The sequence below is a fragment of the Amphritea sp. genome, from assembly GCF_048266285.1.
In the GTDB taxonomy this organism is placed as follows: Bacteria; Pseudomonadota; Gammaproteobacteria; order Pseudomonadales; family Balneatricaceae; genus Amphritea.
This window is the reverse complement of the sequence record NZ_JBLWZV010000005.1, coordinates 110,501-134,106: the sequence shown is the minus strand read 5'-3', so window position 1 is coordinate 134,106 and position 23,606 is coordinate 110,501. Positions and strand designations below refer to the sequence as shown.

Genomic DNA, 23,606 nt, shown 5'->3' with positions numbered 1-23,606 from the left:
CTTATTCCTCTCCGAGATAGGCTTTGATAACGTCGGGGTTCCCTTTGATCTGTTCGGCAGTGCCGTTAGCCAAGGGGGTGCCCTGTGCAATCACATAGATATGATCGGAGATACCCATCACCAGACTCATATCATGCTCAATCAGCAGAATGGAAATTTCATGCTCGTCACGTAGCTTGATGATCAGTTCATCCAGCTCTTTGGTCTCATTCGGGTTTAGACCCGCGGCCGGTTCATCCAGCATAAGCAGTTCCGGCTGAGTGACCATGCAGCGCGCAATTTCAAGGCGACGTTGCTGGCCGTAAGACAGGTTGCCGGCCTCCCGGTTGGCAAACTCCTGCAGACCGACTTCTTCTAGCCAGTGGGCAGCATGGTTCATCGCGTCTTTTTCTAAACGACGATAGTTAGGCGTTTTTAATAGACCAGACAGAAGATTGGTATTCATATGACGGTGCTGAGCGACCAGCATATTCTCAATCACGGTCATTTTCTGAAACAAGCGGACATGCTGAAAGGTACGTACCAGCCCCTTGCGGGAAATTTGATAGTCCTTCAAGCCGGCAATCTGCTTGTCTTTCAGCATGACGCTGCCTTCGGTGGGGATATAAAAACCGGATAAACAGTTAAATACCGTGGTTTTACCCGCACCATTAGGGCCGATAACAGAAACAATCTGGCGATTCTTAACCTTCAGGTTTACGCCGTTTACCGCTACCAGACCGCCGAAGCGCATAGTCAGGCCGTTTACATCTAGCAGTAACTGACTCATTGTTGTTTCAACTCCAGATGTGGACGTTTCATGGGGACCAGTCCTTCAGGACGCCAGCGCATCATTACGACCATCAATAGGCCGAAAAGTAGCATGCGGTATTCGGAGAATTCCCGCGCTAGCTCGGGCAGAATGGTCATTATGATGGCGGCAAAGATAATCCCCATCTGCGATCCCATCCCGCCGAGTACCACAATCGCCAAAATAATGGCTGATTCAATAAAGACGAAGGATTCCGGGCTGATAAAGCCCTGTCGAGCGGCAAAGAAGCAGCCGGCAAAGCCTGCGGTCGATGCTCCTAAGGTAAACGCGGATAGTTTTATCGCGGTACGGTTTAAACCTAGCGAGCGACAGGCGATCTCATCTTCACGCAGAGCTTCCCATGCGCGTCCGATGGGCATCCGCATCAGCCGGTTGATCAGGTAGATTACACCAATCACCAGCAATACCGCGATCAGGTAAAGAAAGATTACTTTGTATGAGCTGGAATAATCCATATCAAAGTATTCATGGAAGGTGACCGCGCCTTCTTCTTTCGCCCGACGGTTAAACTCTAAGCCAAATAGGCCTGGTTTGGCGATGCCTGAAATACCATTCGGACCGCCGGTGAGGGAGGTCCAGTTATTCAGTAATATTCGGATAATTTCCCCGAAGCCTAGGGTCACGATGGCAAGATAATCACCGCGCAACCGCAGTACCGGGAAGCCGAGCACAAAGCCGAAAGCTGCCGCCATGGCCGCAGAAATTGGCAAGCAGGCCCAGAAGGACATACCAAAATACTGTGACAGCAAGGCATAGGTGTAAGCGCCTACGGCATAGAAGGCAACAAAACCGAGGTCGAGCAAGCCCGCGAGGCCAACCACGATATTGAGGCCTAGCCCCAACATGATGTAGATCAGCGTCAGTGTGGCTAAATCAACCGAACCCCGAGATACCATAAATGGCCAGACCAGCATCACCACAATAATGGCGGCGATCAGCCAGGGTTTCAGCGCGGCCATTTTTTCGCCCTGGGGAAGAATGGCCTTGAAGTTAGGTTTAGGTATCACGCCAAACAGAGCGTCGACCTGAGCGCTGAATAGCTGTGATAGGAATACCACACTAATACCGCCGAAAATCCACATCCACTGCTCGGTGGTAGCACCTTTAACCGCCAGTGTAGAGCCATCGGTATCCAGTTTTACGCCGATCATCAGGCATGCCAGTATCAGTGAGATACCTGCGGCAAATATCGCATTATAAAGTTTACTAGAGGTCATACTTTTTCTACCTCCGGTTTACCTAGAAGTCCACTTGGACGGAACAGTAGGATGGTGACCAATAACCCGAATGAGACAACATCTTTGTATTCTGATGGGAAGAACGCCGAGGTCATTGCCTCGGTAACACCGAGAATCAAACCACCGAGCATTGCGCCTGGAATCGAGCCAATGCCGCCTAATACCGCAGCGGTAAAGGCCTTCAAACCAGCGATAAAGCCGACAAAGGGGTTCACCACACCGTAATACAGGCCGAGCAATAAACCGGCAATAGCGGCCAGTGCTGCACCAACAATAAAGGTTAGGGCGATAATCTTATTGGTATCAATTCCCAGCAGGTTCGTCATGCCCAAATCTTCCGAACAAGCGCGACAGGCGCGGCCCATGCGTGAACGGGAGATAAACAGGGTTAAGAGCGTCATACTGATGAAGGTGATAGCAAAGATCAGCACCTGCATATAGGAGAGCGACACTTCAAATAGACTCGGGTCGCCAAAGTTCCAACCGCCGGTAATTTGCGGTGGTAAAGCGACATCACGTGAACCCTGAGACAGAACCACAAAGTTCTGCAGGAAAATAGACATACCGATCGCGGAGATCAGCGGAATAAGTCGGTTCGTGCCTCGTAAGGGGCGGTAAGCCACACGTTCCACCGTCCAGCCATAAGTGCTTGAGATGAAAATGGCAACGACCAAGGCAATGACAAGGAGGATAGGGAGACTTGCTATTCCCATACCCATCAAACCTGCGATAACAATAAATGTCACGTAGGAGCCGATCATATAGATCTCGCCGTGGGCAAAGTTAATCATACCTATGATGCCGTAAACCATCGTGTAGCCGATGGCTATCAGAGCATAGGTGGAACCGATGGTTAGCCCGTTAATGAGCTGTTGCAACAGATAAAGCGAAAATTCTGACATTTGCAGGGACCCAATAAAACGAATCCCCGGTGCCGGATCACGGCACCAGGGAGTCGGGATTGACGAACCTCAACGGATCATGCCGAGGCTCGTTAAACCATTGTTATTAAGACAGATTACTCAGCTGGCGTCTTAGAGCCATCCTGATGCAGACGGTAGACTAAGAAGGTAGATTCAGTCAGGTCGCCTTTCTCGTCGTATTTGACTTTACCAATAGCGGTATCGAAGTCGTGTCCACGGATGTAGTCAGACAGTACTTCAGCATCGGTTGATTTAGTCGCGGTCATCGCATCGGTCATTACTTCAACGGCAGCGTAGGCAGTGAATACGAACGGGCCTGTTGGGTCTTCACCCTTCGCTTTGATCGCCGCTACGCGGGTTTCGTTGATTGGGTTTTGATCGAAGCTTTTTGGCGCTGTAGCCAGAACACCTTCAGACGCTTTACCCGCAATTTTGGCGAGATCAGAGTTTACGACACCTTCAGGTCCCATAAACTGAGCATTAAAGCCTTTTTCAGCAGATTGACGCAGGATCAGCCCCAGTTCTGGGTGATAACCACCGTAATAAACGAAGTCAACGTTCTCTTTTTTCAGCTTGGCAATCAGTGCTGAGAAGTCTTTATCGCCAGGTGTAACACCTTCAAACATCGCTGCTTTAACGCCTTTCTCGGCGAGCAGGTCACGTACAGAAGTGGCAAGGCCTTCACCGTATTGCTGCTTATCATGGATAACGGCGATACGCTTAGGCTTGGCATTGTTGAGGATGTACTCAGCAGCCATAGAGCCTTGCAGGCTGTCTAGACCGATAGTACGGAAGATTGTTTTGTAGCCTTTCTCAGTGATCGATGGCGAGGTAGACGCCGCAGTGATCATCAGGATACCTTCTTCATCATAGATGTCGGTAGCGGGTTCAGTTGATGAAGAGCACAGGTGACCAACAACTTGAGTGATACCATCATTAACGATCTTGTTGGCAACAGCGACTGCTTGTTTAGGATCACATGCATCATCATAGATAACGCCTTCAAGCATCATACCGTTGATGCCGCCCGCTTTGTTGATATCGTCAATCGCGGCCATTACACCGATTTTTTGCATATCGCCATACTGTGCAACAGGGCCTGTAGCCGGGCCTGCAAGACCAATTTTAAGCGTTTCAGCTTGTGCTGCGGCAGTTAAGCCCATGATACAAACAGCGGTACTCAGGCCCAGTAATGTTTTGCGAAATTGATTCATCCAGCTTATCTCCATTTATTGTTCTTGCAGAGGACCCCTTATGGGCAATGTAATCGTCTGTGGCTAGCTAATCGGCCCATAAATGGGTTGAGCAACCTAGCCGTTTTTATACCAGACATATCGTCCTCTGTCGCAGTCTCTAACTCTACCTCTGCCGATCTGGTAAATGCAATCTAAGTAACGAGGTTTTATCAAGATTTTGTTACTGTTGAAGTAGTTTTTAGAGCGGTTGGCAAAAAGTGTTAATAATATTGCCAGTATTTGTTATTGAGCATCTGACCGTTTTTGTTAATGATTCCTACACTAAGCAGAATATTTCCCCGGCGTTAGATCATGCTAACGACAGAGAAAAAGCAGGTTCCTATATAATGATAAGAATTGGGAAGAGTATGGATCCGATCAGATCACTAATTCACAGTGTGGTGCTAGCAATATTTGTTTTTGCCGCGAGCGCCTCCGCTGAGCAGGCCGCTGACCGCCTTAAAACCCCGTCGTTGATCTCCTATCGCGCGGGGCAGGCATTGATGCTCGATATCGCCGCCGATCAGGCGTTGGTCGCAGTAGGCGATCAGGGGGTGGTGATGCGCTCCACCGATCAGGGGCAGCATTGGCAGCAGCAGCCAACACCGTTCAGCGTCATGCTTACCTCGATTTTTTTCTCAGATGCACAACATGCCTGGTTAACCGGACATGATGGGCTGCTGGCTGCGAGTCGCGACGGTGGTATTAGCTGGACACCGTTATTAGATGGCAATCAAGTTAACCAACTACGCCTGCAGCGCTTGCAAGAACGGGTCGCCGAGCTGCAAAGCTTGGCGGATGCCGAGCCGGATAACGCCTTGTTAGCGGAGCAATTGGATAATGCTTTATGGTATGCCGATGATGCTGCGGTGGCGGTGGAAGAGGGGCCTAGCGTGCCCTTGTTGGATGTTTGGTTTGCCAATGAACATCGAGGCTTTGCGCTGGGTGGCTATGGTTTATTGTTAAAAACCGAGGATGGCGGTCAACACTGGGCGTATTGGGGAGATCGTCTCGATAATCCCGATAATTTCCACCTCAATGCGATGATGGCGGATCACCGAGGTGATCTGTATATCGCCGGAGAAGCGGGACTACTGTTTCGCTCACAGGACGGTGGCGATAGTTGGAGCCGTATTGAAACCCCTTATGATGGTTCATTTTTTAGTATCACTGAATTTAAACAGCAGCTGTTTTTGATGGGGTTACGGGGACATCTGTATCGTTCTGTCGATGGTCTGGATTGGCAGACGGTTGATACCGGCTATAACGCGACCCTGCTGAGCGCCGTTGCGGATACGCAAAAACTGGTGTTATTAGGACAGGGTGGCTTGATTCTAGAAAGTTCGGATGGTCAGCACTTCACACCCATAGACAGTGGTGGGCGGCGCTCCCTCAGTGCCGGTGTTGCGGTTGATGGCGCCTATATTCTCGTGGGTGAAGGTGGATTGCTGAGCCTGGAGGCCGCAGATGAATAAGTTATCCAAGTTATTGCTGGCGCCGATTAAAAGTTCTGAAGAGTTTGCCGAACGGTTTCTGTTTCATCGGCGTTTGCCGGTGTTATTGGTGTTTGCAGCGCTGACGCTATTTCTCGCTTGGCAGGCGGTGCAGATTCGTCCCGATGCCAGTTTTGTAAAAATGATCCCTACCTCTCACCCCTATGTGGAGAACTATCTTAAAAACCGTGATGATTTAGCTGGACTGGGCAATAGTGTCCGGGTTGCGGTGGCGGTTAATGAGGGGGATATCTTTACCGCCGAGTATCAACAGACGCTGCAAAAAATCACTGACGAACTGTTTTTTATTCCGGGCGTTGATCGCTCGGCACTGACATCCATCTGGACGCCGAACGTCCGTTGGACTGAAGTCACCGAAGAGGGCTTTGTCGGCGGACCTGTGATTCCACCGGATTATGATGGTTCTGCAGCCAGCCTTGAACAGGTGAAATTGAATATTTTGCGTTCTGGACAGGTTGGCCGACTGGTAGCGAACGATTTTCGTTCGGCGATTGTGCAGGTCCCCCTGTTTGATAAACACCCGGATACCGGCGAAAAACTCGACTATCAGGCGTTATCACAACAGTTAGAGACTCTTATTCGGGATAAATATCAGTCTGATAAAATCACCGTTCATATTACTGGTTTTGCCAAAATTGTTGGCGATCTGATCGATGGTGCCGCGCAGGTGGCGGTATTCTTTGGTATCGCGTTGCTGATTACTCTCGTGCTGCTGTATCTCTATTCCCGCAGTATTACTGGCACCTTGGTGCCGTTAGCTTGCTCGGTGATTGCGGTAATCTGGCAGCTAGGGTTGCTGAAACTATTGGGTTTTGGCCTAGATCCCTATTCCATGCTGGTGCCGTTTTTGGTGTTTGCCATCGCCGTCAGTCACGGGGTGCAAATCGTCAATACGATCGCTTTGGAAAGCGCCCGCGGGGCCGACAGTTGGCTGGCCGCCCGTCGAGCGTTTCGGGCACTGTATATTCCTGGATTAACGGCGTTGCTGTCTGATGGCATCGGTTTTGTAACGCTGATGGTAATCGATATCCGCGTGATTCAGGATTTAGCCATCGCCGCTTCACTGGGTATAGCGGTCATTATTCTGACGAACCTGTTCTTGCTGCCGGTAATCATGTCATTGCTCGGGATTGGGGAGCGGGCAACGCAACGTGCCTTGAGTGCCGAACAGAAACAGAATAGCGTCTGGGATCGTCTTACATGGTTTGCGACTCCGGTAGGTGCTTGGACTGCCGTCATTGTGGCGGCCGTGTTGCTGGTCGGCGGTCTATATCAGGGGCAAAAATTGCAAATTGGCGACTTGGATAGTGGTGCGCCGGAGTTGCGAGCCGATTCCCGTTATAACGTCGATAACCGCTTTATTACCCAACATTATTCAACCTCCAGCGATATTTTCGTGGTGATGGTGGGGACAGAAAAAGATCACTGTTCGAGCTTTAATACGCTGGCGCTGGTGGATCGCTTTCAGTACTACCTGACCAATATAGACGGGGTGCAGTCGAGTGTTTCATTGGTGGATGTATCCAAACGGGTAACGTCGGGTCTTAACGAAGGCAATCTTAAATGGCGGACCATCAGCCGTAACCAGTTGGTGATCAATGCCTCGCTGTCTTATGTGCCTGCAGGTCTGATGAATCCTTCCTGCTCGCTGCTGCCGGTTATTATCTTTCTCGATGATCACAAGGCCGAAACCTTACAAGGCCTAACCGCGCAGATTGAGCAGTTTGCTGCCCGCTATGATTCTGATCAGATACGTTTTGAAATGGCGGCAGGCAACTCCGGCTTTGAAGCGGCCACCAATGAGGTGATCGGCACCGCCCAGTATCAAATGCTGGCTTGGGTCTATGGCGTGGTGGGTTTACTCTGCTTGCTGACCTTCCGTTCATTTAAAACATTGGTGTGTATTATTGCTCCCTTAGCGCTGACTTCCTTGTTGTGTCAGGCGCTGATGGCAAGTCTCGGTATTGGCGTGAAGGTGGCAACACTGCCGGTGATTGCCTTGGGGGTGGGTATCGGAGTGGACTATGGTATCTATATCTATTCTAAACTGAACACCTACCTGGTGCAGGGCATGGCACTGCCAGAAGCGTATCTCAATACCCTTAAAACCACCGGTAAGTCGGTTGCCTTTACGGGCTTAACATTGGGTATTGGCGTGGTGCTTTGGGTCTTTTCGCCGATTAAGTTTCAGGCGGATATGGGCATTTTGCTAACCTTTATGTTCCTTTGGAATATGCTCGGCGCACTGGTATTGATTCCAGCGCTGGCTTGTTTGCTTAACTGTGGTGCCACCGGTGTCGGGGCCGCAGGCGCGACTCAACGGGAGGTAAAAGATGCTGTTAAATAAGCGATTATTACTAGTGCTTGATCAACAAAATCAAGCCTGTCTGGCGCTACAGCGTTGTCATCTCATCGCCAGTCGTCTTCATAGTCCAGTGACGATGGTCTGGTTAGGCGATGATCCGGCTAAGGCGCAACAGGCGGTAGCACAGCTTGAAGCGGATGGCATCGACGTCACACTGCATCAGTGCCCACGTAATAAACTGTTAAAGCTGCTCGCTAAGTTGTTGTCACAGCAGCCGTTTGGTCTATTAATTAAAAGTTCTGATCCGCGTCAATCGGGCTTTATGACGTCGCTGGATGGGCATATCTTGCGTGATCTTCCCTGTCCGGTGTTGTTGGTTAAAGGAGACCAGCTATGGCAGGCGGGTGTAGTGATGGCGGCGGTTGATGCTTTGACCGAAGATGCGCATCAACGGCAGCTTAATGATGATGTGTTAACTATCGCGGCGCAGATTGCCGAGGCCACTGAATCGGCGTTGACGGCAGCGGTGGCATGCCCTTCGGCGATGATGGGAGCCGATCCGGTATTGCAGTCTGAGAATCTAATTCAAGAGAAGGCTCAGCAAGCTCTCGAGGCGCAGTTAAGTCGGTTGTCTTTGACGGCTAAAGCGGTGGCGGTGGGGGAAGGTCCAGCGGAGTATTGGCTTCCGGAAGCCGCCGCGCAGCTCACGGCTCGGCTGATCGTGATTGGCACGCGAGCCCGTGGCGGCTTGAAAGGGGCGTTGATTGGTAACACGGCGGAACGGATCTTATCGCGGCTCGATTGCGATATCTTAGTCTTGAGGATTGGGCTCGCGGATGAGGTGGTGCCCGTATTAAAACAATGATGTTAATGTTTTCTTAAAAGCCCGTTTTTCCGGGCTTTTTTGTTAATAAAGTTTAACGGTTGATTGTTTTTAATATATTGATTTTTAAAGATTAATTTTCCGCTATCAAGGTCGTGATTTTTTGTGTTAGTGATAATGGAAGGTTTTGTTATTGGTAAAGGCGGACGGTTAATAGATCCTTGGTGCATACAATAAATAACCAAACTTACCTGTATCAACGATACATCTGTATCTAAGCTACAGGTAGCGTTACAGGATCTATCGAGGTGTCATCATGCCGGAATACAAAGCGCCCTTAAGAGATATTCAGTTCGTACTGGATGAAATGCTGCAAAGCGAACAACATTATCAGAGCCTGCCTGGCTGTGAAGAAGCAACCCCCGATATGGTGGCTGCTATTCTAGATGAGGGTGCTAAATTTGCAGAGCGTGTCTTAGCTCCATTGAATCAGGTGGGTGATCAAGAAGGTTGTCAGTTGAATGATGGCGTTGTGACCACGCCAACCGGCTTTAAAGAAGCTTATCAGCAGTTTGTTGAGGGCGGCTGGCCGTCACTGCCCCATGACCCTCAATGGGGTGGACAAGGGTTGCCTGAATCGATTGGTATTATCTTAAATGAGTTGGTTGGCTCGGCTAACTGGTCATGGAGTATGTATCCTGGTCTAAGTCACGGAGCAATGAATACGATTGAAGCCCATGGTACTGAAACGCAGAAACAAACCTATCTGACCAAGCTGATCAGTGGCGAATGGACCGGCACCATGTGCTTGACCGAATCCCATTGCGGCACCGATCTGGGCATGTTGCGCACCAAAGCGGAACCTCAGGCCGATGGCAGCTATAAAATTAGCGGCACTAAAATCTTTATCTCCGCTGGTGAGCACGACATGGCTGATAACATTGTCCATATCGTACTGGCGCGGCTACCGGATGCGCCACAAGGCACTAAAGGTATCTCGCTGTTTATCGTGCCTAAGTTTGTGCCTGATACCGCCGGTGCGGTGGGTGAACGTAACAGCCTCAGTTGTGGTGCGTTGGAACATAAAATGGGTATCCACGGTAACGCCACGTGCGTGATGAATTTCGATGGTGCGACCGGTTATCTGATTGGACCCGAAAATAAAGGCCTGAACTGCATGTTCACCTTTATGAACACCGCCCGTATCGGTACGGCGCTGCAGGGCTTGGCGCACACAGAGTGGGGTTATCAGAATTCACTAGCGTATGCGCGTGATCGGTTACAGATGCGAGCACTCAATGGCCCTGCGTACCCGGACAAAGCCGCCGACCCTATTATCGTACACCCTGATGTGCGGCGTATGCTGCTAACCCAGAAAGCCTTTGCTGAAGGCGGTCGGGCGCTGATTTACTACTGTGCTCAGTTGGTCGATAAAGCGCATCTTACGGCGGATAATGATGCTCGACAGGAAGCAGAAACCCAGTTGGCATTCCTGACTCCCATCGCGAAAGCATTTTTAACTGAAACCGGTTTTGAATCCGCTAACCTCGGTATGCAGATCTTTGGTGGTCATGGCTATATCAGTGAATGGGGAATGGAACAGAACGTTCGTGATAGCCGTATTTCGATGCTGTATGAAGGTACCACCGGCATCCAGGCACTCGACCTATTGGGTCGTAAAGTGTTGATGACTCAGGGGGAATCGCTGCGATCTTTCACGAAAGTGGTGCATCGTTTCTGCGAAGCGCAGGCTGGCAACAGCGCCGTTACCGAGTTTATCAGCCCGCTGGCGCGCTTGAATCGTGAATGGGGTGATCTAACCATGCGTATTGGTATGAAAGCGATGCAAAACCGCGAAGAAGTAGGTGCTGCATCGGTCGATTACCTGATGTATTCCGGCTATGTCACCATGGCATACCTATGGGCTCGAATGGCCGTTGTAGCGCAGGAAAAACTGGATGCCGGCGTAGGTGATCAGCGTTTTTATCAGGCCAAGCTGAAAACAGCACGTTTCTATTTTGAACGTATCTTGCCGCGAACCAAAACCTTAGAAGCGACCATCGATTCCGGCGCGGACAATCTGTTGGCGATGGATATCGCTGAATTCTCTAATTGATCCCGTTGAATCGAATCTGATGCAGCGACTTCAATCTAAAGCCATAAAAAGTAAAGTAGGCCGAGCAGTCATTTCTGGCCTGCTAACATTAAATTATCGTTTGCGACGGTTGACCAAGGGTTCCGCGCAAACGAGCGAAAGTCAGGAGAGTGCAAATATGAGTGATATTCAAGGATTGTTCGAGCAGATGGTGGGACGTTTTGATAGTGCCGCTGCGGCCGGCCTAGAAGCTGTCTTTCAGTACCGCCTAGATGAGGGCGATGCACATTATGCCGCGATCTCTAACGGTGAATGCACACTTGGCGAAGGTGAACATGATGAGCCGAGCGTGATTTTATTGATGGATACAGAAACCTTTAAAGAGGTTCTGAATGGCGAGACGAACGGCATGCAGGCCTTTATGGCCGGTCGTATCCGTGCCGAAGGCGACATTATGCTGGCAACTCGACTGGAATCGTTATTTCCCGTTAGCTAATGGCATTATCAGCAGCATCAGATCATAGTTGCTGCTGATTCTATTCGACTTTTTTATCTGAGCATTTATGCTGCAGTAAACGGGTTGGACATTGAATCCTGCATAAACAAGATAAAAAAATAACAACAGACAGGATCTGAACATGGATCATAAAACACGTGGCGATTGGATTCCTGACAGTCTGAATCCACGGGGCTATCAAACACTGACCGACGTTATTGCGCGGATGGTGGGCGATTATGCCGATAAAACCGCATTTACCAGTTTTGGTTATGCGATGAGCTATGCCGAGCTGGGACGGCTATCGGATGCGTTTGCGGTATATCTGCAGCAGGAAACCGATCTACAGCCGGGTGACCGGATTGCTATCCAGTTACCGAACCTTAATCAATATCCCGTGATTATGTTTGGTGCGTTGAAGGCTGGGTTGGTGATTGTGAATACTAATCCGCTGTACACTTCCCGTGAACTGGAAAATCAGTTTAAGGATTCCGGTGCGCGAGCGCTGGTGGTCTTTAAGGGGGTGGCACATAACGTCGATAAAATTATTGCCAATACCAACCTCAAATATGTATTCACCACCCAAATTGCCGATCTGCATCCTCCGCTAAAGCGGCTGTTGATTAATTCGGTGGCGAAATACGTCAAAAAAATGGAGCCTGCGTATCATTTGCCCCAGGCGATTGAATTGCGTCAAGCGTTAGCGAAAAAGGCGGGCCAGAAACCACAGACCGTGGCTAAGCAGTGCAGTGATATTGCTGTTCTACAATATACCGGTGGCACCACAGGTATCTCGAAAGGCGCGATGCTGACTCATGCCAATCTGATCTCGAATTTCTTGCAGGGGGTCAAGTTGATCTCTGATGCGGATAAACATTGGGCCGAAACGGTGGTTTCACCATTACCGCTGTATCATATCTATGCCTTTACTCTATCGATGGCCGTGTTGGAACTGGGGGGGAATAATCTACTGATTGCCAACCCCCGGGATATCAACGGGTTTGTCAAAGAGCTGCAAAAGAATGCATTTTCTGCCTTTATTGGCCTGAATACCCTGTTTGTGGCGATTTGTAATCACCAAGACAGCGATAAAATTGATTTTAGTCGCTTGAAGGTGACTCTGTCCGGCGGCATGGCGCTGACGTTGTCAGCCGCCACAGCGTGGCAAAAAATGACCGGTTGTGAGGTATTAGAAGCCTATGGTCTGACGGAAACTTCACCTGCGGTAGCGATGAACCCACCGGCTAATATCCGGGTCGGTACGATAGGGCCTCCGGTGGCTGAGACCGATGTGAAAATCGTTGGGGTTGATGGTCAATCGATGGCGGTCGGTGAAGTGGGTGAACTCTGCGTGAAGGGGCCTCAGGTGATGCTGGGTTACTGGCAGAAAGAGCAGGCGACCCGTAGTTGCTTTACCGATGATGGCTATTTTATCACCGGAGATGTGGCCGTTATGGATAGCGATGGTTATTTGCGGATTGTTGATCGGGCTAAAGATATGATCAATGTCTCTGGTTTTAACGTCTATCCCAATGAGATTGAAGATATTGTTACCCTGCATCCGGGTGTGATTGAGTGTGCTGCGATCGGTATGCCCGATGAGCATAGTGGCGAAATCGTTAAGCTGTTTGTGGTGGCAAAGGATGAACTCAGTAGTGAGGATATCCGTGACTGGTGTAAAGAGCGACTGACACCTTATAAAGTTCCGAAAATCATTGAATTTACCGATGACCTGCCCAAGTCCAATGTGGGTAAAATACTGCGACGTTGTCTGCGTAAAGATAGCCCCGGTAGTAGTGCAGCCTAAAACCGGAGGTGATCATGTCTTTATCGAAGCCTGTGCGACGGGCGCTGCAGCACCGTCGTAACGTCGAATGTTATGGTTATGCTCGCGATGATGGTCTGTGGGATATCGAAGCGCGTATGACCGATATTAAAACCGACACTGTGGCGCTGCCTATCCGTGGGGATGTGGCTGCGGGTGAGCCCTTTCATGATTTGGGTTTACGAATCACCCTCGATCAACAATTTTTAATCCATGAGGTTGAGGCGTTTATTGATGCCTCACCTTTTCCGATCTGTCCTAATATTGCTGTTGCTTTTAAAAAACTGGAAGGCACGCGTATCGGGGCGGGTTGGTCGCGGCAGTGTAAAACACTATTGGGAGGGCATCGAGGCTGTACTCATCTGAATGAGTTGTTGCCGGTTGTTGCGACGACCGCGGTGCAGACCCTTTGGCCTAGCATTGATGCTGATGTTATGAAATTAGGCGCGCCGTTGATGATCAATAGTTGCCATAGTTGGGCGCAAAACAGTGAGGTGATTAAGGTATTATTGCCGGAACATTATAATGCTGTGGCCCCCGAAAGCGTTGCCCCCGATAGTGCTGATTGATAGCGCTAATTGATAGTGCCAATCAAGCCGCGAATTAACTAGGAGCTCTCTGTGAACGACATATTAAAAGTAACCCTTCAGGATCGTGTTTGTCAGGTTTTAATGAACCGCCCAGAGAAAAAAAATGCCCTGACCCTTGAGATGTATCAGGGGCTGACGGATGCGATGATCGCCGCGGATAACAATCCGGAGGTTAGGGTTATTATCCTTGGCTCGACTGGCGATAGTTTCTGTGCCGGTAATGATATCGCCGATTTTATCGCGGCGGTGAGCCGTCCGGATGCCATTAAAGTGCCGTTGTTCTTTTTGCAGACTCTCGCCGCATTGAAAACGCCGCTGATTGCGGCGGTGCCGGGAGCTGCGGTGGGTATCGGTAGCACGGTGTTATTGCATTGCGACCTGGTAGTTGCCAGTGATCAGGCGCGTTTTCAGCTGCCATTTGCTCGCTTGGGCTTGGTGCCTGAGGGAGGCTCGAGTCTGTTGATGCCTCAATTAGTCGGTCATCGCCGCGCTTTTGAGCTACTGGTGCTGGGGGATTCCTTCAGTGCGGAGACCGCTAGTGACTTGGGGTTGGTCAACTGGGTTGTGACACCGGATACGCTGCAAACACGGGCGTTGGATGAAGCGACCAAATTGGCTGCGTTGGCGCCGGAAGCGGTGCGCCAGAGTAAAGCGATGCTGCGTAGCCACACTCAATCGCAGTTGGAAGCGGTGTTGGTTGCCGAGGTTAATCAGTTTGCCGAGCGGCTTACCTCCGATGAGGCCCGCGAAGCATTGATGGCCTTTATGGAGAAACGTGCGCCGGACTTCTCCCGCTTTTAACCGTCAGTCTCGGTTGCTCGCATGCTGTATCGTCCTTACGAATGACCCTGCTGATTGCCCTTGTGGCGCAGCAGTAAGTCACCGTAAAGGGCTTTAATTTCGGCAATATCTTTGTCCGCATCACCGCTGGTGTAATACGCCGTGTAGATACCTGCACGGCGGGTGCGCCAATCGATATAGGTCGCCATCACCGGAACCCCGGCTTGATGAGCAATATGATAAAAACCACTCTTCCATTCATCCACCTGCGAGCGGGTGCCTTCTGGAGCGATCACGAGGTAGAGCTGATCTGCCTGTTGTAGCTGAGCTGCCGCCTGAGAGACGACATTCACCGACTTTGAGCGATCGATGGGGATACCACCGAGCCACATCATAAGGTGCCGGAAGGGAAATTTGAAAATCTGTACCTTTCCCATCCAATAGATCGGTAGATCCTGACTAAACCCCAGCATCAGGGCATAGGGAAGATCCCAGTTACTGGTGTGGGGTGCCCCGATGAGAACGCATTTATCGATCCCTTCAATCGCTGAAAAATCCACCTGCCAGCCTTTCATTTTTAGAAATTGGCGCGATAACCAACGCAGTGGCGGATGAAACAGTGTGCTGTTAAAAATAGTTGAATGCATGGAATGATCAGGAAACGTTAGCGACTTTATCAAGCATTGTAGTGTTATTTGGCCTAATCGGATACGAAATGCCCTTTATTGTCCGTCGTGGAACCCCTAGGCTGCGTGCCAAAATCGTGTAAATAACCTGTTTATGTCTTTGTTGCTCAAAAATGTTATTTATATCTTTTTATCTAAAACACTGTTTTTTATAGGTATAAAGCTCGTATAAACGATTATGTTATTGAATAAGGCCATTTTTGTTATTGCTGGAAAATCACCTGAGACTAGTATTAATAAGCCTGAGCTGTACGCAGTGTTATCTCCCTGTTTTTTTGATGTGGCAGTCCGGCGTACGGAAGAGGAGTCAGGTTCCTTACTATGACTAACAATAATTATCCTGAGTATGGAGTGCACCATGCAATTTGAAGGAAAGGCTATTCGGGTTCAGGAGATCGACAGCGGTTTTTATGAGCTGACATTCGATCTGAACAATGAGCCAGTTAATAAGTTTAATCGACTGACCCTAGGTGAGTTGAAAGAGGCGGTGACTCAGCTCAGCGCAGTTGAAGGCATCCAAGGGGTGTTGTTCAGTAGTGCTAAAGACTGCTTCATCGTTGGCGCAGATATCACAGAATTTAGTTCGCTGTTCGATCAAGGCGAAGAGGGCTTGATTGCCGCTTTGTTGGAAACCCACGGGATTTTTAATGCGGTAGAAGATCTGCCTTGTCCGACGGTAACAGCGATCAATGGTTTAGCCCTCGGTGGTGGTTTTGAATTATGTTTGTCGACCGATTATCGAGTGATGGGCAACAAGGCGAAAGTTGGCTTGCCGGAAGTGAAATTAGGCATCAACCCAGGGTGGGGAGGTATTGTTCGTTTGCCTCGTCTGATCGGTATTGATAACGCCCATGAGTGGATCTGCACCGGCGTTGAAAAACGCGCGGCGGCGGCTCTGAAAGATGGTGCGGTGGATGCGGTTGTAGAACAAGATCAAGTGCGCGAAGCGGGTATTAACCTATTGCACCAGTGCGCTGCCGGTAAGTTTGATTACGCCGCGCGTCGTCAGGTTAAACAAAGTCCTGTGAAGCTCAATCAGATTGAGCAGATGATGGCGTTTGAAACCGCTAAAGGCATGATCGGTGCAAAAGCGGGCCCACATTACCCAGCACCTTTACAAGCGGTTAAAACGATCCAGAAATCCTGCGGCATGAGTCGTGATAAGGCGATTCTGGCAGAAGCCCAAGGCGTTGCTAAACTGGCCTCCGGTCCGGTTGTGAAAGCGCTGGTGGGTCTGTTTATGAAAGACCAGTATGTCAAAAAAGTTAGTCGTGGCTTTGAAGCGAAAGCAGACAAAGTGCAGCAGGCGGCGGTTTTGGGTGCCGGTATCATGGGCGGCGGCGTAGCTTATCAGTCGGCCTCTAAAGGGGTGCCGATCTTGATGAAGGATATCAATGAAGCGGCCATTCAATTGGGGCTGGATGAGGCAAATAAATTACTCGCCGGTCAGCTTAAACGGGGCCGGATTGATGCTGCGAAGATGGCTGCGACCATCAACCGTATTCGTCCGACCTTGAGCTATGGTGATTTTGCGACGGTCGATCTGGTGGTTGAAGCCGTGGTTGAGAACCAAAAAGTTAAAGCGATGGTGCTGGCAGAAACCGAGCAGCATATCGCTGAAGATGCGGTATTGGCATCTAACACCTCGACGATCTCTATTAATGCCTTGGCTAAATCACTTAAGCGGCCGGAAAATTTCTGCGGTATGCACTTCTTTAACCCGGTGCATATGATGCCGCTGGTGGAAGTCATTCGGGGTGAAAAAACCTCCGATGCGACCATCGCACGAACGGTCGCTTATGCCTCGGCGATGGGTAAAACTCCGATTGTGGTTAATGATTGTCCTGGGTTCTTGGTGAACCGAGTGCTATTCCCTTATTTCGGTGGTTTCAGTGGCTTATTGCAGGATGGTGCTGATTTCCGTCAGGTGGATAAGGTGATGGAACGTTTTGGTTGGCCAATGGGGCCTGCTTATCTATTGGATGTGGTCGGTATCGATACGGCCCATCATGCGGATCAGGTGATGGCCGCAGGGTTCCCTGAGCGTATGTCCCATGAGGGCGAATCGGTCATTGACCGGATGTTCTCACTGGAGCGTTTCGGTCAGAAGAATAACAAAGGTTTCTATCGCTACGAACTGGATCGAAAAGGCAAGCAGGCTAAGCTGCCGGATGCTGAAGTCGATTCATTAATCGAAGGTGTAGTCGGAACTGGACGCGACTTCGATGAACAAGAAATTATTGAACGGATGATGATTCCTCTGTGTATCGAGACGGTACGTTGTCTAGAAGAGGGTGTTGTTGCCTCTCCGGCAGAAGCCGATATGGCAATGATCTACGGTATTGGCTTCCCGCCATTCCGCGGCGGTGTGTTCCATTACCTTGATGAGATGGGACTTGCAGCATTCTGTGAAATGACGGCTAAGTACGCTGAGTTAGGACCCCTGTATCAGCCTACTGAGACGATGCAGAAGATGGCCGCTGCTGGCTCGACTTACTTAAATAACACAGCTCACTAAGGAGGAATCGAAGATGAGTCTGAATCCAAATGATGTAGTCATCGTCGATGCGGTACGTACCCCAATGGGTAAGTCCAAAGGCGGTTCCTTCCGGAATGTCCGGGCTGAAGCATTATCGGCCAGCGTGATGAATGGCTTGCTGACACGTAACCCGAACGTCAATCCTGCTGATATTGAGGATGTGATCTGGGGATGTGTTAACCAAACCAAAGAGCAGGGTTTTAATATTGCGCGTAATGCGTCGGTATTAGCGGGCTTACCTCATAGTGTTGCAGGGCAGACGATTAACCGTCTGTGTGGCTCCTCTATGGCGGCGCTGCATACCGCGGCCCAAGCGATCATGACCGGCAACGGCGATCAGTTTATGGTTGGTGGCGTCGAGCATATGGGCCACTTAGATATTCTTCACGGGATCGATATCAACCCGCAGATGAGCACTCAGGTTGCCAAAGCGGCGATGATGATGGGTCTAACTGCTGAAATGCTGGGTAAAATGAACGGTATCAGTCGGGAACAGCAGGACGCCTTTGGTGCCCGTTCTCACCGTCTAGCTGATGAAGCTCGCCGTGAAGGCCGTTTTGATAATGAGATCGTGCCAGTTGAAGGGCATGATGAAAACGGTTTTAAATCGTTGCTGGAGCAGGATGAAGTTATCCGTCCCGAATCTACTGTGGAAACCCTAGGACAGCTAAAACCCGTGTTTGTACCGAAGGTTGGTACGGTGACTGCGGGAACTTCCTCGGCATTTTCTGATGGTGCTTCTGGGATGTTAATTATGTCGGCGGCCAAAGCGCAGGCGTTGGGACTCAAGCCACGGGCGAAGATTCGTTCAATGGCGGTCGCGGGGTGTGATCCTTCAATCATGGGTTATGGTCCGGTACCCGCAAGCCAGAAAGCTTTGAAACGAGCTGGATTGCGCATTGAAGATATCGATTATGTTGAGCTTAATGAAGCCTTTGCGGCGCAGGGTTTGGCGGTGCTGAAAAACCTCAAGCTGCTCGACCAGATGGAAGAGCGGGTCAACCTGAATGGCGGTGCGATCGCACTAGGCCACCCACTAGGCTGCTCCGGCACGCGGATATCCACTACGTTGCTGAATGTGATGGAGCAGAATGACGGTACTTTGGGTCTAGCGACCATGTGTATCGGTATGGGACAGGGTATTGCGACGGTGTTTGAACGTCTGAACTAAGCGATTGTCCTGTTTGAATGCGTAAGCGGCGCTCCCCCAGAGGCGCTTGCTGTGTGACTCAAAACCTCGGATACTGTGAATGGTTATCATTGTATCCGGGGTTTTTATTTGAATTTTTTTGCCCATCTCGTCTTAGCGGAACCCACGGTCGAATCCCGGGTTGGCAATCTTTTGGGCGACTTTGCTCGTGGTGTCGATACCCAGGCGTTGCCAAAAGAGGTGTTTGCCGGGTTAATCAACCATCGTCGGGTAGATCAGTTTACCGATCAGCACTCCGAAGTGAGTCGGTTGAAAGGTTGTTTTAGCGCCCAGCGGCGGCGTTTTTCCGGTATTGCGCTGGATGTTTTATTTGATCACTTTCTCCTTAAACATTGGCCACATTTGAGTTCCACGCCAGTGGATCAGGTGATCGATAGCCTGTATGCGGATCTACTGGCCGGACAGTCATTGATGCCTGAGCGCATGCAGCAGGTGACACAGCGGATGGTAGCGACAGATTGGTTTCGCGCGTATCAGCAGTTAGATGGCGTTTCTTATGCCTTGGATCGGATCGCGGGCCGGATTCGATTTCGACATGATTTTGCTGGTATAGGGGAGGAGTTGGCGGTGCACTATCCTCGTCTTGAGGCAGGTTTTAACGTGTTTTGTTGTGATCTATGTGAACGCTTTCCATCACCGTTAATGGATGCTGGAAAGCGTTAGCGTTATAACCCTGTAGGGTTATTTTATATTGCGTTGCGCCAGACGTGCTTGCAGAGAGCTGATTAGTTCCTGTTGGCCGTGTACTTTATTGCTGACAGCGGGTGTAGCTGTTTTGCGGTAGCGGTCGATAGTGTGAGCGATTTTCTGTTCTTTACTCAGGCCGCTATTGTGGCTAACCCGAGCCATCGTTACTTGTTTTCCTGCCAAGGGTTGGCCTGTCGCCGCACGACTTTTCTCTTGCTGCATCACCGCCAATTCAGCTTTCTTAGCGATATCCAAGTCCAATTCGAGGCGCGTTTCTTTGAGCGCTTCAGGCGCTTTCTTCATAGACAGCGGAATACTGCTGCGCATGGCTGACTTAGGCTTGGCTTTCGGGGCGGTTTTACGCATCCCTTGAGCACGGGCATCAATACGTGCCATGACCGCAGCCATCTCTTGCGCTTCGGCTTTTTGACGTGAGATTTTAGTCGTTTCACGGGCTTCCCGTTCTTGGACTATTTTCTCTTTAATTTGCTTTTCTTGTTTGGCAGAGGAGACTTTACCGATGGCCATTTTAGGCGTACTAGAGGTGCTGCTAGGCTTGACCGTGCTGCTTTTCGATTTCGTTTTCGATGATTTACTGCGTTTGCGGAATTCCATCTCAGCAAGAACTTTGTTCATTGCCATGGTTTCCTGTCGTTCGCGGACGATTCTCGCTTCCAGCTCAGCATCCCGTTTGCGAGCCAGCAGTTTGAGATCTGCTTCGCTAGCGGGTGTGTCGCCGGCTTCACCTGTTGGTTTCGAGATCTCACTCTTGAGCAGTGCTTGTTGTTCTGCTTCTTCTAGCAGAGCTAAGGCAGCTTTACGCTCTGCAGCGCTCTGACGATGGACCTTACTCGGTTTTGGCTTGGTAATGAGCCCCTGCAGGCTTTTACCATTAAAGGTTTCCATGGCGTCGCTGGTGAGCTCACGTGCTTCACTGAGATTATCGGCAAAGCCCCATTCAGTAATGGCGAAGCTTTGAGCTCCGGAACTACGAATATCATTATAGAGTTCGGCTTCTACGCCTGACTCAGCCGCAATCAGCAGAGTCTCCCAATGACTGTCAATATCACTTCGGGTTGAACCGACATAAACCTGTTTAGAAACTGTGTTGGTGATGGTGAAAATAATCAAGATATTACCCGGAGCCGCTGGCAAAAAGAGGGCGTATTATAGAGATCAGAGAGGCAAAGGTAAGACTTGAAATTTAGTTTTTTTTCAGACTTTAATATTAACGTCGCTATCTGTCTGATTTAATAGTTTTTTAAGTCGAAACTCCGGTAATAAGGACAACAAAGAAAAATTGAATTAAATCGTTTTAGCGGCTTAATTGGGCAATTCTTTCTGCGAGTTGCTTATATTCAGAATAGGTATCTAGGGTTGGCTTTCTCAAACCGTAGGGTACTTTCGCGAGTCCGGTTGTTGTGCCGTTCGGTAACAGCAAGTGCCAAGCAGTTTTTAGCTGCAGGTCCTGATCTAACAATTGTTGGCAAGGAGGACTATCCCATATCTGGGATAAATTGATGTGGGTGTAGGCTTGTTCTAAACAGGCGTTAATCAGCGGGCGCTGTTTGATGATATATACCGCCGCTGACCGAGGATCTGTTAGCTGAAGCGCAACGGCCTGTTGGGCCATCAATGGCAGTAGTAGGATGATCAATAAACGGTAGAAGGCGAACAAACTGTTGCTCCTGTATCGGCGGTAAGCAACAGTCTATCCTATTTTTTACGTGGGCTCAGCTATGTCTGCTGTTGAGTCCTGTTTAGTTGAATAGCTCAAGTTGTGCGCTATAGCCTTGTGCGGCCATCTGCTCTACGGGAATAAAGCGTAATGCCGCCGAGTTCATGCAGTAACGAAGCCCTGTTGGCTCAGGCCCATCGCTAAAAACATGGCCTAAATGAGAGTCGGCATAGACACTGCGGACCTCTGTGCGGGTCATAAAGAATTTTGTATCGCTGTGTTCACTGACCGCCTCTGGGGAAATGGGACGGGTAAAGCTGGGCCAGCCGGTGCCGGATTTATATTTGTCCTTGGATGAGAACAGCGGCTCGCCACTGACGATATCTACATAAATCCCTTCCTGTTTATTATTCCAATATTCATTCTGAAAAGCCCGTTCGGTGCCGTCTTCTTGGGTGACCTCATATTGCACTTCGCTCAGGCGTTGGCGCAGCAGCTGCTCTGATGGCTTTTTGAAGTGGCTGTAAGCATTACTGTTGTTAGTGTTCTGAATAGCAGAGTCTTGTTGCTGGCCACGGCCAAACTGAGTGAAGTCGGGATGTAGATCTTCGCCCCAGGTTTTTTCGAGATACTGGTCGCGGCCTGAATTAAAACGGTAGTATTTGTAACGAATTGGGTTGCGCTGGTAGTAATCCTGATGATAATCCTCGGCCGGGTAAAAGTCGGTCAATTTACTCAGTTCGGTGGCCAGAGGTTTACTGTAACGGCCTGATGCGGCCAGTTCTGTCATCGACTTTTCGGCGATCAGGCGTTGCTGTTCATTGTGATAGAACACCGCTGGACGATACTGATTACCTCGGTCAACAAAGGAGCCACTGCCATCGGTGGGGTCCATCTGTCGCCAGAGTGATTGTAGCAGGCCCTGATAGGTAATGACTTGAGGGTCATAGTAAACCTGTACTGCTTCGGTATGGCCGGTAGAGCCGGAGGATACTTCTTTATAACTAGGATCAGCTTGTTCGCCGCCGGTATAGCCGGAGATAGCCTCGGTCACTCCGGGGAGTTTTTCAAAACCTGCTTCGGTACACCAGAAGCAGCCGCCGGCAAAGGTCGCGACCTTTAGCCCTTGCTGTTGCAGATCCGCGCGGGCAATATTTTCCGGCGCGGCGGTGACGCTCAAGACGCTAATGCCGGTGAGGGCGGTAAGCACAATAGCTAGCTTCATTTTCATAGGTTATCTCCGGGTGAATCACTGAATATGGACATCATAGCCAGACGGTGTGAAATCAAGCTGAAAAAAGAGATGCTAGGCAGTAGCGTTGGCCGTTCAATATTCAAAAAAATGTTAATGATTAACGCTTAATATGCTGCTTTATTAGGCTAGAGTTGTATGAATGGCTCTTGTGGATAGGTCTAATGAGGGATTATAGTATTCATGTTAGTCACTCGTTGGTTTGGATTTTAGCGGTGCTTGGATGCCTTATACAAATGAAAATGTCATTCTGAATGAGTTCCCCTCACTCGAGCAAGATAGTGTGATTCAGGTGAGCGATGCCGGTGGCTGTTTTAAGTATATGTCCCGCTTCTTCGGCATCGACGGCAAAGTAATTATTACCCGTTTGCCGGCAGTGACTCAGCTAATCAAAAGCGGTATGGGCAGTGATGAACTGACCTATAGAGACTTGTTCACTAAAAAGCGCAAGTTGGTGATGCGTATCATCTCTAATGGCCGTATCTATGCGTTTGAATCCGAGGTGATCGACCTATTTCTGCAGGGGGGCCGCTTATTGATAACCAGTTATCCGGATAATATTCAGTCGCGTTGGTTACGTAAAGAACCCCGCTATCCCTGTGCCATCACCGCTGAGCTGATACTCAAAGAGCAGACGCTAAGTGGCATCATGATTAATTTTAGTAGTGGTGGTGGGTTGCTAAAACTGACCGAAGATCAAGATTTAACCGAGTTGCAGCAGGCCAAGACTGATAAAGTGGAGTGTATTATTAAACTGCAATTGCCGTTTGATGATAAGCCATCGGAAGTGCATGCGAAGGTGATGTCGGTATCGCCAGTGGATCAGCATGCGGGAATGGCTTTTACCGCCGACCGTGAACTTATCTTACGTTATATCAACGCTCTTAAACTCGAATCGGTCGGCGATTTTTTCTAATTA

20 protein-coding genes are annotated in these 23,606 nt (G+C 49.7%); 12 read left to right on the top strand and 8 right to left on the bottom strand.

Annotated elements, in window-relative coordinates:
* Position 1 precedes the first annotated feature (1 nt).
* The 4 genes from livG to ACN0T0_RS08920 all read right to left on the bottom strand — a co-directional run bounded on the left by livG (position 2) and on the right by ACN0T0_RS08920 (position 4,186).
* Positions 2-769 (bottom strand): high-affinity branched-chain amino acid ABC transporter ATP-binding protein LivG, encoded by a 768-nt coding sequence (livG, locus tag ACN0T0_RS08935; protein WP_417225228.1) that lies wholly within the window; start codon positions 767-769, stop codon positions 2-4.
* Positions 766-2,028: a high-affinity branched-chain amino acid ABC transporter permease LivM gene (locus tag ACN0T0_RS08930; protein ID WP_417225226.1), complete on the bottom strand. Its 1,263-nt coding sequence runs from the start codon at positions 2,026-2,028 to the stop codon at positions 766-768. The genes livG and ACN0T0_RS08930 overlap by 4 nt, the downstream gene beginning before the upstream one ends.
* On the bottom strand, positions 2,025-2,951 hold the full coding sequence (livH, locus tag ACN0T0_RS08925; RefSeq protein ID WP_417225224.1) for a high-affinity branched-chain amino acid ABC transporter permease LivH: 927 nt from the start codon (positions 2,949-2,951) through the stop codon (positions 2,025-2,027). The genes ACN0T0_RS08930 and livH overlap by 4 nt, the downstream gene beginning before the upstream one ends.
* A gap of 116 nt (positions 2,952-3,067) precedes the next feature.
* On the bottom strand, positions 3,068-4,186 hold the full coding sequence (locus ACN0T0_RS08920) for a high-affinity branched-chain amino acid ABC transporter substrate-binding protein (protein ID WP_417225222.1): 1,119 nt from the start codon (positions 4,184-4,186) through the stop codon (positions 3,068-3,070).
* 389 nt (positions 4,187-4,575) lie between these two features.
* On the opposite strand from ACN0T0_RS08920, the gene ACN0T0_RS08915 reads away from it, so the two are divergent.
* The 8 genes from ACN0T0_RS08915 (at position 4,576) to ACN0T0_RS08880 (ending at position 14,656) form a co-directional block, all read left to right on the top strand.
* On the top strand, positions 4,576-5,682 hold the full coding sequence (locus ACN0T0_RS08915; RefSeq protein WP_417225220.1) for a WD40/YVTN/BNR-like repeat-containing protein: 1,107 nt from the start codon (positions 4,576-4,578) through the stop codon (positions 5,680-5,682).
* Positions 5,675-8,068 (top strand): efflux RND transporter permease subunit, encoded by a 2,394-nt coding sequence (locus ACN0T0_RS08910; protein ID WP_417225218.1) that lies wholly within the window; start codon positions 5,675-5,677, stop codon positions 8,066-8,068. Before ACN0T0_RS08915 ends, ACN0T0_RS08910 begins: the two co-directional genes overlap by 8 nt.
* Positions 8,055-8,891: a universal stress protein gene (locus tag ACN0T0_RS08905; protein ID WP_417225217.1), complete on the top strand. Its 837-nt coding sequence runs from the start codon at positions 8,055-8,057 to the stop codon at positions 8,889-8,891. The genes ACN0T0_RS08910 and ACN0T0_RS08905 overlap by 14 nt, the downstream gene beginning before the upstream one ends.
* A gap of 274 nt (positions 8,892-9,165) precedes the next feature.
* Positions 9,166-10,965 (top strand): acyl-CoA dehydrogenase C-terminal domain-containing protein, encoded by a 1,800-nt coding sequence (locus ACN0T0_RS08900; RefSeq protein ID WP_417225215.1) that lies wholly within the window; start codon positions 9,166-9,168, stop codon positions 10,963-10,965.
* Between the two features lie 19 nt (positions 10,966-10,984).
* Positions 10,985-11,440 carry an SCP2 sterol-binding domain-containing protein gene (locus tag ACN0T0_RS08895; protein WP_417225213.1) on the top strand — a complete coding sequence of 152 codons (456 nt, stop codon included), beginning with the start codon at positions 10,985-10,987 and terminating at the stop codon, positions 11,438-11,440.
* A 142-nt stretch (positions 11,441-11,582) separates the two neighbouring features.
* Positions 11,583-13,247, top strand: a complete 1,665-nt coding sequence (locus ACN0T0_RS08890; protein WP_417225212.1) for an AMP-binding protein — start codon at positions 11,583-11,585, stop codon at positions 13,245-13,247.
* A gap of 14 nt (positions 13,248-13,261) precedes the next feature.
* Positions 13,262-13,834, top strand: a complete 573-nt coding sequence (locus ACN0T0_RS08885) for a DUF2889 domain-containing protein (protein ID WP_417225210.1) — start codon at positions 13,262-13,264, stop codon at positions 13,832-13,834.
* Between the two features lie 51 nt (positions 13,835-13,885).
* On the top strand, positions 13,886-14,656 hold the full coding sequence (locus ACN0T0_RS08880; protein ID WP_417225208.1) for an enoyl-CoA hydratase: 771 nt from the start codon (positions 13,886-13,888) through the stop codon (positions 14,654-14,656).
* A 35-nt stretch (positions 14,657-14,691) separates the two neighbouring features.
* On the opposite strand, the gene ACN0T0_RS08875 is transcribed toward ACN0T0_RS08880, so the two are convergent.
* Positions 14,692-15,282, bottom strand: coding sequence for a 1-acyl-sn-glycerol-3-phosphate acyltransferase (locus tag ACN0T0_RS08875; protein ID WP_417225206.1), 591 nt, complete (start codon positions 15,280-15,282; stop codon positions 14,692-14,694).
* Positions 15,283-15,679: 397 nt separating this feature from the next.
* On the opposite strand from ACN0T0_RS08875, the gene fadB reads away from it, so the two are divergent.
* The 3 genes from fadB to ACN0T0_RS08860 all read left to right on the top strand — a co-directional run bounded on the left by fadB (position 15,680) and on the right by ACN0T0_RS08860 (position 19,733).
* Positions 15,680-17,839 (top strand): fatty acid oxidation complex subunit alpha FadB, encoded by a 2,160-nt coding sequence (gene fadB / locus ACN0T0_RS08870; RefSeq protein WP_417225204.1) that lies wholly within the window; start codon positions 15,680-15,682, stop codon positions 17,837-17,839.
* Positions 17,840-17,852: 13 nt separating this feature from the next.
* A complete protein-coding gene (gene fadA, locus ACN0T0_RS08865; RefSeq protein ID WP_417225202.1) occupies positions 17,853-19,031 on the top strand; it encodes an acetyl-CoA C-acyltransferase FadA in 1,179 nt (392 codons plus the stop codon).
* Between the two features lie 108 nt (positions 19,032-19,139).
* Positions 19,140-19,733: an ACP phosphodiesterase gene (locus tag ACN0T0_RS08860; protein ID WP_417225200.1), complete on the top strand. Its 594-nt coding sequence runs from the start codon at positions 19,140-19,142 to the stop codon at positions 19,731-19,733.
* Positions 19,734-19,751: 18 nt separating this feature from the next.
* Here ACN0T0_RS08860 and ACN0T0_RS08855 read toward each other — a convergent pair whose 3' ends face one another.
* The 3 genes from ACN0T0_RS08855 to msrB all read right to left on the bottom strand — a co-directional run bounded on the left by ACN0T0_RS08855 (position 19,752) and on the right by msrB (position 22,666).
* Complete coding sequence (locus ACN0T0_RS08855) at positions 19,752-20,888, bottom strand: hypothetical protein (protein WP_417225198.1); 1,137 nt, start codon at positions 20,886-20,888, stop codon at positions 19,752-19,754.
* A 184-nt stretch (positions 20,889-21,072) separates the two neighbouring features.
* Positions 21,073-21,435, bottom strand: a complete 363-nt coding sequence (locus tag ACN0T0_RS08850) for a hypothetical protein (RefSeq protein ID WP_417225196.1) — start codon at positions 21,433-21,435, stop codon at positions 21,073-21,075.
* Between the two features lie 82 nt (positions 21,436-21,517).
* A complete protein-coding gene (gene msrB / locus ACN0T0_RS08845) occupies positions 21,518-22,666 on the bottom strand; it encodes a peptide-methionine (R)-S-oxide reductase MsrB (RefSeq protein WP_417225194.1) in 1,149 nt (382 codons plus the stop codon).
* Positions 22,667-22,910: 244 nt separating this feature from the next.
* Between msrB and ACN0T0_RS08840 the strand changes: the two genes are divergently transcribed.
* Complete coding sequence (locus ACN0T0_RS08840) at positions 22,911-23,603, top strand: PilZ domain-containing protein (RefSeq protein ID WP_417225192.1); 693 nt, start codon at positions 22,911-22,913, stop codon at positions 23,601-23,603.
* Positions 23,604-23,606 lie beyond the last annotated feature (3 nt).

Bases quoted from the DNA above. Each gene is read 5' to 3' on its own strand.
- livG (WP_417225228.1), bottom strand. From the start codon at position 769: ATGAGTCAGTTACTGCTAGATGTAAACGGCCTGACTATGCGCTTCGGC.
- ACN0T0_RS08930 (WP_417225226.1), bottom strand. From the start codon at position 2,028: ATGACCTCTAGTAAACTTTATAATGCGATATTTGCCGCAGGTATCTCA.
- livH (WP_417225224.1), bottom strand. From the start codon at position 2,951: ATGTCAGAATTTTCGCTTTATCTGTTGCAACAGCTCATTAACGGGCTA.
- ACN0T0_RS08920 (WP_417225222.1), bottom strand. From the start codon at position 4,186: ATGAATCAATTTCGCAAAACATTACTGGGCCTGAGTACCGCTGTTTGT.
- ACN0T0_RS08915 (WP_417225220.1), top strand. From the start codon at position 4,576: ATGGATCCGATCAGATCACTAATTCACAGTGTGGTGCTAGCAATATTT.
- ACN0T0_RS08910 (WP_417225218.1), top strand. From the start codon at position 5,675: ATGAATAAGTTATCCAAGTTATTGCTGGCGCCGATTAAAAGTTCTGAA.
- ACN0T0_RS08905 (WP_417225217.1), top strand. From the start codon at position 8,055: ATGCTGTTAAATAAGCGATTATTACTAGTGCTTGATCAACAAAATCAA.
- ACN0T0_RS08900 (WP_417225215.1), top strand. From the start codon at position 9,166: ATGCCGGAATACAAAGCGCCCTTAAGAGATATTCAGTTCGTACTGGAT.
- ACN0T0_RS08895 (WP_417225213.1), top strand. From the start codon at position 10,985: ATGCAGCGACTTCAATCTAAAGCCATAAAAAGTAAAGTAGGCCGAGCA.
- ACN0T0_RS08890 (WP_417225212.1), top strand. From the start codon at position 11,583: ATGGATCATAAAACACGTGGCGATTGGATTCCTGACAGTCTGAATCCA.
- ACN0T0_RS08885 (WP_417225210.1), top strand. From the start codon at position 13,262: ATGTCTTTATCGAAGCCTGTGCGACGGGCGCTGCAGCACCGTCGTAAC.
- ACN0T0_RS08875 (WP_417225206.1), bottom strand. From the start codon at position 15,282: ATGCATTCAACTATTTTTAACAGCACACTGTTTCATCCGCCACTGCGT.
- fadB (WP_417225204.1), top strand. From the start codon at position 15,680: ATGCAATTTGAAGGAAAGGCTATTCGGGTTCAGGAGATCGACAGCGGT.
- fadA (WP_417225202.1), top strand. From the start codon at position 17,853: ATGAGTCTGAATCCAAATGATGTAGTCATCGTCGATGCGGTACGTACC.
- msrB (WP_417225194.1), bottom strand. From the start codon at position 22,666: ATGAAAATGAAGCTAGCTATTGTGCTTACCGCCCTCACCGGCATTAGC.
- ACN0T0_RS08840 (WP_417225192.1), top strand. From the start codon at position 22,911: ATGCCTTATACAAATGAAAATGTCATTCTGAATGAGTTCCCCTCACTC.